The organism is Variovorax sp. OK605 (genome assembly GCF_900115445.1).
Taxonomy (GTDB): domain Bacteria; phylum Pseudomonadota; class Gammaproteobacteria; order Burkholderiales; family Burkholderiaceae_C; genus Variovorax.
Map to the genome: position 1 here is coordinate 38,323 of NZ_FOWL01000010.1, position 12,145 is coordinate 50,467.

General features: G+C 68.7%; 10 protein-coding genes and 1 pseudogene. 8 read left to right on the plus strand and 3 right to left on the minus strand.

Annotated elements, in window-relative coordinates:
- Positions 1–2,956, minus strand: a pseudogene (locus BM013_RS25075) (hypothetical protein); the annotation flags it as partial.
- A gap of 297 nt (positions 2,957–3,253) precedes the next feature.
- On the opposite strand from BM013_RS25075, the gene BM013_RS25080 reads away from it, so the two are divergent.
- Positions 3,254–3,688 (plus strand): DUF1841 family protein, encoded by a 435-nt coding sequence (locus BM013_RS25080; protein WP_081271722.1) that lies wholly within the window; start codon positions 3,254–3,256, stop codon positions 3,686–3,688.
- 11 nt (positions 3,689–3,699) lie between these two features.
- Here the strand turns inward: BM013_RS25080 and BM013_RS25085 are convergent, their stop codons facing one another.
- Positions 3,700–4,710, minus strand: coding sequence for a LysR substrate-binding domain-containing protein (locus tag BM013_RS25085; protein ID WP_093130386.1), 1,011 nt, complete (start codon positions 4,708–4,710; stop codon positions 3,700–3,702).
- Between the two features lie 104 nt (positions 4,711–4,814).
- Here BM013_RS25085 and pcaH point away from each other — a divergent pair, with 104 nt between their 5' ends.
- Positions 4,815–5,549, plus strand: a complete 735-nt coding sequence (gene pcaH / locus BM013_RS25090; RefSeq protein ID WP_093130387.1) for a protocatechuate 3,4-dioxygenase subunit beta — start codon at positions 4,815–4,817, stop codon at positions 5,547–5,549.
- 17 nt (positions 5,550–5,566) lie between these two features.
- On the plus strand, positions 5,567–6,178 hold the full coding sequence (gene pcaG, locus BM013_RS25095) for a protocatechuate 3,4-dioxygenase subunit alpha (RefSeq protein ID WP_093130388.1): 612 nt from the start codon (positions 5,567–5,569) through the stop codon (positions 6,176–6,178).
- A gap of 80 nt (positions 6,179–6,258) precedes the next feature.
- Here pcaG and BM013_RS25100 read toward each other — a convergent pair whose 3' ends face one another.
- Positions 6,259–6,951: a c-type cytochrome gene (locus BM013_RS25100; protein ID WP_093130389.1), complete on the minus strand. Its 693-nt coding sequence runs from the start codon at positions 6,949–6,951 to the stop codon at positions 6,259–6,261.
- Between the two features lie 151 nt (positions 6,952–7,102).
- Between BM013_RS25100 and BM013_RS25105 the strand changes: the two genes are divergently transcribed.
- From BM013_RS25105 to BM013_RS25125, 5 genes are all read left to right on the plus strand, one after another.
- Entirely contained in the window at positions 7,103–7,957 is an 855-nt protein-coding gene (locus tag BM013_RS25105) for an AAA family ATPase (protein ID WP_093130390.1), read from the plus strand.
- A gap of 4 nt (positions 7,958–7,961) precedes the next feature.
- Positions 7,962–8,207: a hypothetical protein gene (locus tag BM013_RS25110; protein WP_093130391.1), complete on the plus strand. Its 246-nt coding sequence runs from the start codon at positions 7,962–7,964 to the stop codon at positions 8,205–8,207.
- Between the two features lie 34 nt (positions 8,208–8,241).
- Positions 8,242–8,829 carry a GNAT family N-acetyltransferase gene (locus tag BM013_RS25115; protein WP_093130392.1) on the plus strand — a complete coding sequence of 196 codons (588 nt, stop codon included), beginning with the start codon at positions 8,242–8,244 and terminating at the stop codon, positions 8,827–8,829.
- A gap of 35 nt (positions 8,830–8,864) precedes the next feature.
- Positions 8,865–10,052, plus strand: a complete 1,188-nt coding sequence (locus BM013_RS25120) for a vWA domain-containing protein (RefSeq protein ID WP_093130393.1) — start codon at positions 8,865–8,867, stop codon at positions 10,050–10,052.
- Positions 10,053–10,116: 64 nt separating this feature from the next.
- On the plus strand, positions 10,117–12,072 hold the full coding sequence (locus BM013_RS25125) for an autotransporter assembly complex protein TamA (protein ID WP_093130394.1): 1,956 nt from the start codon (positions 10,117–10,119) through the stop codon (positions 12,070–12,072).
- Positions 12,073–12,145 lie beyond the last annotated feature (73 nt).

The window sequence follows — 12,145 nt, forward strand, 5'->3', positions numbered from 1 at the left end:
CGAGCAGGCCACCGTCGCCGTCGAGCACCCCGCCGAGCAGGCCACCGTCGCCGCCGAGGACGCCGCCCAGCAGGCCGCCGTCACCGCCAAGCACGCCACCCAGCAGGCCGTCGCCGGACACGATGTGCGCCACGCCGTCGGTCAGGTAGTCGACCTGCGACGCGACGCCGTTCAGCAGCGCGCTGGTCGTGCCGTTGCCGAGCAGCTGGTCGGCCACCGGGCTCAGCAGGTCGCCCGCCGCGCCCGTCACCTGGCCCACCACGCCGTCGACCGGGTCGAGCACGTTGGGGTTGTTTTCCGAGAAGCTGGTGCCGAGCACCGGGCCCAGCAGGCCGTCGACCGTGTCGGTGACGCCGTCGACCGCGCCGACGACCGGGCCGAGCACGTTGCCCAGGCCCAGGCCGCCCAGCACGCCGTCGTTCAGGCCGTCGACCAGGTTGCCGGCGATGTTGTCGACCGGGTCGAGCAGCGCCGCGCCGGTGCCCGGGGTGCCGCCACCGCCGATGCCACCCAGCACGCCGCCGAGCACACCGCCCAGCAGGCCGTCGTCACCCAGCAGGCCACCGACCGGGCCGTCGTTCCCCAGCAACCCGCCCACGAGGCCGTCGGGGCCCAGCAAGCCGCCGCCCAGGCCGTCGCCGCCGAGCACGCTGCCCAGCGGGCCGTCGCCACCCAGCAAGCCGCCGAGCAGGCCGTTGTCGCCGAGCACGCCACCCGCGATGCCGTCGCTGCCCAGCAGGCCGCCGACCAGGCCGCTGTCGCCCAGCACGCCACCCAGCAAACCGTCGTTGCCGAGCACGCCGCCGACGATGCCGCTGTCGCCCAGCAGGCCGCCGAGCAGGCCGTCGTTGCCGAGCACACCGCCCAGCAGGCCGTCATTGCCCAGCACGCCGCCCAGGGCGCCGTCGCCGCCGAGCAGGCCACCCACGAGGCCGTCGTCACCCAGCAGGCCGCCGACCACGCCGCTGTCGCCGAGCAGGCCGCCGACCGCGCCACCCAGCAGGCCGTCGTCACCACCGAGCAGGCCGCCCAGCGGGCTGCCGGCAACGATTCCGGAGATCCCGCCGTCCTGGCCGAGCAGGCTGTCGACCAGGCCGCCATGGCCCAGCAGTTCGCCGGTGAGGCCGCCACTGCCGAGCAGGCCCGACAGTGCGCCGTCGCCGCCGAGCAGGCCGCCCACGAGGCCGTCGTCGCCCAGCACGCCGCCCAGGGCGCTGCCGTCGCCGAGCAGGCCGCCCAGCAGGCCGCCTTCGCCCAGCGCGCCGCCAAGCAGGCCGCCGAGGGCGCCGTCGTCGCCGAGCAGGCCGCCCACGACACCTTCGTCGCCGAGCACGTTGCCCAGCAGGCCGCCCAGGGCACCGTCTTCGGCCAGCAGGCCACCGACGACACCGTCTTCACCGAGCAGGCCGCCCACGAGGCCGTCTTCGGCCAGCAGGCCGCCGACCAGGCTGCCTTCGCCCAGCGCGTTGCCGAGCAGCCCGCCCAGCAGGCCGTCGTCGCCCACCAGCTGGTCGGTGACGGCGCCGAGGCCAAGGGAGTCGGTCAGGCCGCTGATGATGCCGTTGTCACCGATCAGGTTGGTCAGGCCGTTGTCCAGCGCGTCGGTCAGGTAGTCGACCTGGTGGGCCAGCGAGTCCAGGATGGCCTGGGTGGCGCCGGCGCCCAGCAGCGGGTCGAGCGCGGGGCTCAGCGTGCCGCCCAGCTGGTTCGTGACGTTCTCGACCGCGGTGTCGACCGGGTCGAACTGGTTCGGGTTGTTCGAGTTGAACTCTTCGCCGAGCAACGGCGCAAGCACGTCGTCGAGCACGTCGGTCACGCCGTCGACCACGTGGTTGACCGGGGCGAGCGCACCGCCGAGGCCGAGCGCGCCGCTGGCATCGCCGATGACGTGGCCGAGGAGGCCGTCACCCGGATCGAGGAGGTGGTCGCCGTCTGCGTCTGCGTCTGCGTCTGCGTCGGCGTCTGCGTCGGCGTCGGCGTCGGCATCGGCATCTGCGTCGGCGTCGGCATCGGCATCGGCGTCGGCATCTGCGTCGGCGTCGGCGTCGGCATCTGCGTCGGCATCGGCATCTGCATCTGCGTCGGCATCGGCATCTGCGTCGGCGTCGGCGTCGGCGTCGGCGTCGGCGTCGGCGTCGGCGTCGGCGTCAGCATCTGCGTCGGCGTCGGCATCTGCGTCGGCGTCGGCATCTGCGTCGGCGTCGGCGTCAGCGTCAGCATCCGCATCGGCGTCAGCGTCGGCATCCGCATCTGCATCGGCGTCCGCATCACCGTCAGCATCCGCATCCGCGTCCGCATCGGCATCCGAGTCCGCATCCGCGTCGGATTCGCCGGGGGTGGTTGGGTTGCCCGAGCCCACGAACAGCGGGAACGCGCTGTCGCTGCCGCCGCCGCCACCGCCGCTGAGCGCGGCGCCGAGTGCGGCGGCGCCCAGGGCGCCGAGTGCGAATTCACCCAGCCCGATGCCGCTGCCGGCCGCGAGCTTCTTGGTGACGGCCAGTGCGGCGGCGTCGGCGTCGCTGTCGGGCGGGGTCACCTGCAGGTCGCCCGAGGCGACGTCCACGTTCACTTGTTCAAGGCCGCCGGGCAGCTTGGTCGAGCCGATGGTGGCGTCGGTGCCGCCGGTGAACACACCGGCCAGCGGGGCCTTGTTGGTGGCCGAGCCGGGGAAGAGCACGTTGGCGTGGCCGTCCTGCGGCACGATCACGCGGTCGCCGGGCAACAGCGTCTGATTGCCATCGACGGGAATGCTGACACCGTCGCGCATCACTGCGACCCCCGGCGTGGCATTCGATAATGTGCCGACGCTGGCGGGGCCAGCTGCGGCGGGTGCCGCCGAACCCATCGCGGCGGGACTGCCGAGAGGGGTCACGGTGGCTTGGGCGAGAACCACAGGAGCTGCGCCAGCGGCGGCAAGTCCTTCGGTCGAATTGGTCGATGCTTGTTGAGCGGTCATGGCAGCCTCTGTGAGAAAAGATGCCTACTCAGGGGCAACTAGCGTGCCGCTTTTTCCGAGCCCTTTTCCAGAGACGCTACCCAGCTCGCAAGCTATTGATTTTCAAAGAGATTTTTCCAAAATTAGGGGTTTGTACCAGGCCTTGGAAACAGCTCGTAAGTACCTCGTTCAGCGATTCGTTACGTAACGATGTAACGCGTTGTACCCGGAACGCCCGACACATCCGCAGCCCCCAAAAAGCAAGTTGCCGGCGGGCCGCCACACCCTCCCCCACGCCCTCTTTTTCTCTACCTATATATGTTCAATCCTTCCCAGGAAGACGTGCGCCGCTTCTTCTGCGACGTGTACGCCAAGCACCGGCAGGGCCTGCCGATGGAAGCGCTCGAGACCATCGCCGCCGGCTGGATCGACCAGCACCCCGAGTACCACGAGGACCTGGCCGATGCCGACGCGGCCGTGGCGCGCGTCTATGACGGCTCCAACGGGCGCGAGAACCCGTTCCTGCACCTGTCGATGCACCTGTCGATCAGCGAGCAATGCTCCATCGACCAGCCGCGCGGCATCCGCCAGGCCGTCGAGCTGCTGGCCGCGCGCCGCGGCTCGCTGCTGCACGCGCACCACGAGGCCATGGACTGCCTGGGCCAGATGATGTGGGAGAGCCAGCGCGCCGGCCGGCCACCGGACGGCGAAGGCTATGTGGCCTGCGTGCAGCGCCGCGCCACCAAGGACTGAACGGGCCGGACTTACCGCGCCGCGCCGCGCGGCTTTCGCTGCCGCGGCGGCACCGGCAGCGCGCCCTGCGGCTTCGCGGCCTCGCGCAGCAGCGCGGCCATGGCGCCGCGCAGGGCCGAGGGCTCGGCGTCGCTGCGCTGCAACAGGCCGACCGGCTCCTCGGTGCCCGTGGTCTCGATGCGCAGCCGCACCAGGCGCCCGTCGGCCAGCTCGCCGCGCGCCGCGCCCAGCGGCGTGATCCACACCGCATCGGACACCGCCACCAGCGCGCGCGCCACCGCCACGTCGAGCGTCTGCAGCGCGTTGGTCGGCAGCACCAGCCCGCGCGCCGACAGGAAACTCTCGGTGTTGTGCCGCGGGATGGTGCCCTCGCCGTACACCACCAGCGGGTAGGCCAGCACCGCCTGCACCGACGCGCCTTGCGCCGCCGGCGCCGCCAGCGGATGGCCGACGCGCACCGCGAACACCAGCGGCTCGGTGTGCAGCAGCTCGAAGCTCAGGCCGCCCATGAGCCGCGGCTCGCTCATGCGGCCCACCACCAGGTCGAGCTCGCCGGCGCGCAGCTCGTCGAGCAGCGCGGCGTTGGCGGCGCTCTTCACCACGATCTGCACCTGCGGCCAGCCGTCTCGCAGCCGCGCCAGCGCCACCGGCAGCAGCGCCGGCGCCACGCTGGGCAGCGCGCCGATGCGCAGCCGCTCGATGCGCCCGCCCGCCGCCGGCGCCACCGCCTGCGCGCTGGCGTCCAGCGCCTCGAGCACGCGCAGCGCGTGCGCCAGCAGCTGCTCGCCGGCCGCGGTGAGCCCCTGCACGCCGCGCCGCCCTGCCTTGCTGCGCTCGACCAGCCGCGCGCCCACGATGGCCTCCAGCTCGACCAGCGTCTTCGACACCGCCGGCTGGCTCAGCGCCAGCCGCTCGGCCGCGCGCGCAAGGTGGCGCTCCTGCGCCACGGCCACAAGGCAGCGCAAGTGGCGCAACTGCACGTTGCGCACGAAATCCTGGCGAAGTTCGGCGGGGTTTTTCAATTCCTGCTGGTTATTGAGAACGGAGCAATCTTCAATTTACATCATCGAACGGCGCTTCTAAAGTGGCGGCTTCCGGATTCGTCCCACGACAGGAGACAACGTTCATGTTGACCAAGACCAAAGATCCTCAGGGCGGCTCGCCCGTCCTCACCCCGCGCGACTGGGAAGCCCACCCCAGCTACGTGTACCCGGGCTACAAGTCCACCATGAAGCGCGGCCCGCAGAAGCCGCTGATTCCGCTGAAGGCCTCGCTCGGCGAACTGCAGCAGCCGGTGTACGGCCACGACAGCATCGGCGAGTTCGACCACGACCTCACGCGCAACGCGCGCAAGAACGGCGAGCCGCTGGGCGAACGCATGATCCTCACCGGCCAGGTGCTCGACGAGCATCGCCGCCCGGTGGCCAACACGCTGGTCGAGCTGTGGCAGGCCAACGCCTCGGGCCGCTACGTGCACAAGGTCGACCAGCACGACGCGCCACTCGACCCCAACTTCCTGGGCGCGGGCCGGTGCCTGACCGACAGCGAAGGCCGCTACCGCTTCCTCACCATCAAGCCCGGCGCCTACCCGTGGGGCAACCACCCGAACGCCTGGCGTCCGCAGCACATCCACATGTCGCTGTTCGGCCAGAGCTTTGCGAGCCGCCTGGTCACGCAGATGTACTTCCCCGGCGACCCGCTGCTGCAGTACGACCCGATGGTCAGCGGCACGCCCGAGCGCTACCGCAACCGGCTGATTGCCGACTTCAGCCTCGACATCACCGAAGAGGGCTACGCACTGGGCTACCAGTTCGACATCGTGCTGCGCGGCGCCGACGAGACGCCGTTCGAGAACCGCTGAGCCAGGAGACACAGACCATGCCATTGATGACCGCACAGGAAGCCGACTTCGGCCAGACCCCCTCGCAGACCGTGGGCCCCTACTTCGCCTACGGCCTCACCGCCACGCAGTACGGCTACGACTTCGACCAACCCTTCGACGCCGTGCTCGCGCTGGACAGCGCCAGCGGCGAGCGCATCCGCCTCGAAGGCCGCGTGATCGACGGCGACGGCAATCCGATCAACGACGCGCTGGTCGAGATCAGCCAGCCCGACGGCGAAGGCCGCTACCCGCAGACGCCCGACGAAGCGCGCGCCATGGGATTTCGCGCATTCGGCCGTGTCGGCACCGGCACCACCGAAGGCAACCGCTTCGTGTTCCACACCGTGAAGCCCGGCGCGCAATCGCCCGGCGAAGCACCGCACATCAACGTGATCGTGCTCATGCGCGGACTGCTGCTGCATGCGTTCACGCGCGTGTACTTCAGCGACGAAGCCGAAGCCAACGCGAAGGACGCGGTGCTGCAGAGCGTGCCGGCCGAGCGCCGCCACACGCTGCTTGCCGAGCGCGTGGTGCAGGGCGGCGCGGTGAGCTACCGCTTCGACATCCGCATGCAGGGCGCGGAGGAGACGGCGTTCTTCGACGTCTGAAACGCGCACGACTCGGGGAAAACCCGAGCAACAAAAAAGCCCGCTGCAAGCGGGCTTTTTTGTTTGCGCGGGGCGCCGGATCAGTCGGGGCGGTGGTGCATGCGCGACTCGGGCACCGTCTTCACTTCGCCGGGCAGCGAGCTGATGTAGCTGGCCAGCGTCTTGAGCTCGGCGTTGGTGAACTTCTTCTCTTCGACCTGCTGGCCCATCACCGCGTTCGAGCGGCCCAGGTGCGGGTTGTTCTTCACGCGGTACGACTTGAGCGCGACGAACAGGTAGTCGGCATGCTGGCCGGCCAGCTTGGGCACGGTGCCGTCGTTGGGCGTGTTGAAGTTCGCGCCGTGGCACTTGGTGCAGCTGTTGTCGGCATTGCGCGTGATGAGCGCCTCGACGTTGGCGGGCGTGGCCTTGGCCAGCGTGGCCGGCGGTGCGTCGCCCTGCTTCACGCCGAGCTGGCTGTAGTAGGCCGAGAGGTCGGCGATGTCCTGCTCGGTGAGCGTGTCGGCAATGGCACGCATGGTCGGGTGCTTGCGGTCGCCGCCCTTGTAGGCGGTGAGCGCGGCCGTGATGTACGTGGCGCTCTGGCCCGCGATCATGGGGACCTTGTGGATTTCAGGGAAGCTGGCCTGGTAGCCGATGATGCCGTGGCAGCCCACGCACATCGCAACCTTCTTTGCCCCGTCCTGTGCCTTGCCAGTGACTTGTTGGGCTTCAGCCGAGACCGTCACGCAAGCGACAGCAAGGGCAAACATCGTGGTCAACAACTTGTTCATTTTGCGCGCACAATCTCGTGGAGAGTACAGTTTTTCGGATCAACATTCGATTATATGCAGGGGTCTTCTGGAACCCTGTGCAGGCCAACCCTGAGGCCGCACAACGCATGTCGAGTGTGTTCTTTTCTCCACCCCAGCTTTCGACCCACCCATGAAATTCCAGGGCTCCGACAATTACGTTGCCACGCAGGACCTGATGCTCGCGGTCAATGCGGCCATCACCCTCAAGCGCCCTCTGCTCGTCAAGGGCGAGCCCGGCACCGGCAAGACCATGCTGGCCGAGGAAGTGGCCCAGTCGCTCGGCCTGCCGCTGCTGCAGTGGCACATCAAGTCGACCACCAAGGCGCAGCAAGGCCTGTACGAATACGACGCCGTGAGCCGCCTGCGCGACTCGCAGCTGAAAGACGTCGACGGCGGCGAGCGCGTGAAGGACATCCAGAACTACATCGTCAAGGGCGTGCTCTGGCAGGCCTTCACGGCCGACGAGCCGGTGGCCCTGCTGATCGACGAGATCGACAAGGCCGACATCGAATTCCCGAACGACCTGCTGCGCGAAATCGACCGCATGGAGTTCTACTGCTACGAGACGCGCGAGCTCATCCGCGCCAAGCACCGCCCGGTGGTGTTCATCACCTCCAACAACGAGAAGGAGCTGCCCGACGCCTTCCTGCGCCGCTGCTTCTTCCACTACATCAAGTTCCCCGACGCCGAGACGATGAAGCACATCGTCGCCGTGCACTTCCCCGGCCTGAAGCAGGAGCTGCTCACCGCCGCGATGAAGACCTTCTACGACGTGCGCAACCTGCCCGGCCTGAAGAAGAAGCCCTCGACCTCCGAGCTGCTCGACTGGCTCAAGCTGCTGGTGGCCGAAGACATTCCGCTCGAAGCCCTGCAGAGCAAGGACGACAAGGTGGCCGTGCCCCCGCTGGTGGGCGCGCTGCTGAAGAACGAGCAGGACGTGACGCTCTTCGAGAAGCTCGTGTTCATGCAACGCAACAACCGCTGAGCCCATGAGCGGACAACGTCACTCCACCCGGCAACTGATGAAGCTGGGCGTTGCCCAGGCCGTGCTGTTCGTGGTGGGCGCATTGCTCGGGCGCGGCCTGGGGCTGCTGCTCGGGCTCGACGCCTTCGGCGCCGGCGGCTACGGCAACCGCGAGATCTTCGGCATTGCGCTGGTGGGCCTGGGCGGCGGCGCCGGCGCGCAGGCGGGACGCGTGTGGTACGTGCGCAAGTACGGCGACCCGCGCGGCTGAAGCACACACAACCTGCAAGAGAGTCGGAGAACAGATGGCGTTCGTCGAACCCGTCACGCTGAAGGCCCGCGGCATCGCGCTGGTGCCTCTGTCGTTGGCCCATGAAGAAGGCCTGCGCGCCGCGGCCGCCGACGGCGAGCTGTGGCAGCTGCGCGTGACCTCCGTGCCCGAGCCCCAGGACACGCGCGCCTACATAGAGACCGCGCTGAAGACCGCCGACCGCTTCGCCTTCGCCGTGACCGACGAGGCCAGCGGCACCGTGCTGGGCAGCACCAGCTTGCACGACATTCTTCCGGCCGTGAAGCGCGCCGAGATCGGCTACACGTGGTACGCCGCGCGCTGCCAGCGCACGCACGTCAACACCACCTGCAAGCTGCTGATGCTCACGCATGCGTTCGACGCGCTCGGCTGCAACGTGGTGGGCTGGCGCACCGACAACTTCAACTTCGCCTCGCAGCGCGCCATCGAGCGGCTGGGCGCGAAAAAAGACGGCGTCATTCGCGGCCACGCGATGCGCCGCGACGGCACCATCCGCGACACCGTCATGTACAGCCTGCGCGCGGGCGAATGGCCCGAGGTGCGGGCACAGCTGCTGTACCTGCTCGACAAGCCGCGCGGCTGAACGCAACACCCCCGCGAAACACAAGGAGCGCCCCGATGCTCATCGACTTCTTCTACACCCTGCGCTCGGCCAAGCTGCCCGTGTCGGTCAAGGAATACCTCACGCTGCTGGAGGCCCTGAAGGCCGACGTGGTGGGGCCCAACTCCGACGGCGCCTACGGCATCGACGACTTCTACTACCTCTCGCGCACCGCGCTGGTGAAGGACGAGAAGCACTACGACAAGTTCGACCGCGCCTTCGCCGCCTACTTCAAGGGCGTGGAGATGCTCACCGACTTCACCAAGGAAGTGCCGCTCGACTGGCTCAAGAAGACGCTGGAGCGCGAGTTCACGGCCGAAGAAAAAGCCAAGATCGAGAAGATGGGCTGGGACGAGCTCATGGAAACGCTGAAGAAGCGCTTCGAGGAGCAGAAGGAACGCCACGAGGGCGGCAACAAGTGGATCGGCACCGGCGGCACCTCGCCCTTCGGCAACGGCGGCTACAACCCGCAGGGCATCCGCATCGGCGGCGCGGGCAAGAACAAGAGCGCCGTGAAGGTGTGGGACCAGCGCGCCTACAAGGACTACGACGACACGCAGGAGCTGGGCACGCGCAACATCAAGGTGGCGCTGCGCCGCCTGCGCAAGTTCGCGCGCGAAGGCAACGTGGAAGAGCTGGACCTGGACGACACCATCCACTCGACCGCGGCCAACGCCGGCTACCTCGACATCAAGATGCGGCCCGAGCGCCACAACAACGTCAAGGTGCTGCTGCTGATGGACGTGGGCGGCACCATGGACGAGCACATCCAGCGCGTGGAGGAGCTGTTCTCGGCCGTGAAGACCGAGTTCAAGCACCTGGAGTTCTTCTACTTCCACAACTGCGTGTACGACTTCATGTGGAAGAACAACAAGCGCCGCTTCTCCGAGAAGTTCGCCACCTGGGACATCCTGCGCAAGTACAACAAGGACTACAAGCTCATCTTCGTGGGCGACGCCACGATGAGTCCTTACGAAATATTGCAACCTGGCGGCAGCGTCGAATACAACAACGAAGAAGCCGGCGCCGAGTGGATCCAGCGGCTCACCCACACCTTCCCCAAGTTCGCGTGGATCAACCCCGAACCGCAGGGCGTGTGGCAGTACCGCCAGAGCATCGCGGTGATGCAGCAGCTCATGTCCAACCGCATGTACCCCCTCACGCTGCGGGGCCTCGAGGAAGCGATGCGCATGCTGTCCAAGTAGGACGATGCCGTTTCTCCGGCCGGGGCCTTCAGGAACCGGCCGGCCTTGCTGTCAGAATTCGCCCATGGTCAGGGTGGTTCCAGTTTCCTTGCCGGCGTCATGGCCGGCTTTGCTTTTTTCAGGCGTCCTGCTCTTGCAAGGCTGCAGCCTGCTGCCGGGAAAAGGCAAGGACCCCGCCGATGGCCAGCCCGTGGCGGGCGTCGTGCGCAGCGGGCCCGCGGCGGACAGCGGCAAGGATGAAGACAAGAGCGACAAGGACGGCAAGACCGACAAGGACAGGCCCGCCAAGCGCGACGCCTTTACCGTCGACGTGCGCGGCCCCGAGGACGTGCGCGACTACCTCAAGCTGCACCTGGAGATCCAGCGCTACCGCGAGCTCGACGACCTGGGTGCCACCGAGATCTCGCGCCTCATGGTGGCCGCCGAGTCGAACGCGCGCGAACTGCTCGGCACGCTGGGCTACTTCACGCCCACGCTGACGCTCGAGCTCAACGAGACACCCGAGAGCACCAAGGCCCCGCGCGAGATCGTCATCACCGTGTCGCCCGGCGAGATCGCCAAGGTGAGCAACGTGCAGATCAGCTACGCGGGCGCCATTGCCGACGACCCGAGCGCCGAGGCGCAGCGCGATTCGATCCGCACCGACTGGGCCCTGCGCGCCGGCCAGCCCTTCACGCAACAGGCCTGGGACTCGGCCAAGACCACCGCGCTGCGCAGCCTCACGGCCAAGCGCTTTCCCACGGGCACCATCGAGATCAGCCGCGCCGAGGTCGACGCCGACCGCAGCGAGGCGCGCCTGAGCGCCACCTACCAGTCGGGCCCCGCCTACAAGTTCGGCCCGCTGGTGCTGCGCGGCATCCAGCGCTACGACCCCGACGGCGCGCGCCGCATCGCGCGCCTGCCCAGCGGCCAGGACTACGACCAGCAAAAGCTGCTCGACGCGCAGCAGCGGCTGGCCAGCAGCGGCTACTACGACTCCGTGTTCCTCACGCTGGACACCGACAGCGGCAACCCGCTGGCCGCGCCCGTCATCGCGCAGCTGCGCGAGGCGCCGCTGCAGAAGGTGGTGATGGGCGTGGGCTTCACCACCGACAACGGCCCGCGCCTGTCGATCGACCACATCCACAACCAGGTGCCGCTGCTGGGCTGGCGCGCCGTCTCGCGGCTGTCGGTCGACCAGGACATCAAGTCGCTGAGCACGGAGCTGAACGCCATTCCCGACGACCGCGGCTGGCGCTGGTTCACCGGCGCCGAGCTCAAGAGCGAGCAGTCGGGCAGCTACGTGGTCGACAGCGGGCGGCTGCGCGGCGGGCGCAACAAGTCGAGCGACCACATCGACCGCAGCTACTTCCTGCAGTACGACTACGCGCAGAACCGCGGCATCGACGCCCCGCCCTCGGCCTCGGCCGTCACCGCCAACTGGGGCTGGACCGGGCGCTACTTCGACGACAACTCGGCACCCACGCGCGGCTACGGCCTGGCGCTGGAAGTGGCCGCGGGCTACACGCTCACCGGCATGCAGACGCCCTTCACGCGCACCTATGCGCGCTGGCTCGGCGTGGTGCCGCTGGGCTCGGCCGAAGACAAGGAAACCCGCGCGCGCCGCAGCCGCCTGCAGCTGCGCGTGGAGGCCGGCGCCGTGTCGGCCAAGGACAACGCGCAGATCCCGTCCACCCTGATGTTCCTCACCGGCGGCGACACCACCGTGCGCGGCTACAGCTACAAGCAGATCGGCACCGTGCGCACCGACGGGCAGATCGTGGCGGGCCGCTACCTCGGCGTGCTGAGCGCCGAGTGGCAGCGCCCCTTCGTCTACAAGGACAAGCTCACCGCCTGGGAGAGCGTGGTGTTCGTGGACGCCGGCGCGGTGGCCGACAAGCCCGGCGAGCTCAAGCCCAAGGTGGGCCTGGGCGTGGGCGCGCGCTGGCGCAGCCCCGTGGGGCCGGTGCAGGCCGACCTGGCCTACGGCGTGGACTCGAAGAGATTCCGCCTGCATTTCCGCCTGGGCTTCACTTTCTGATCGGGTGCCGATGAGCAACGACACCGACCCCACGCGCGAACCCACGGCCGCACCCACGGGCGCACCCACGGCC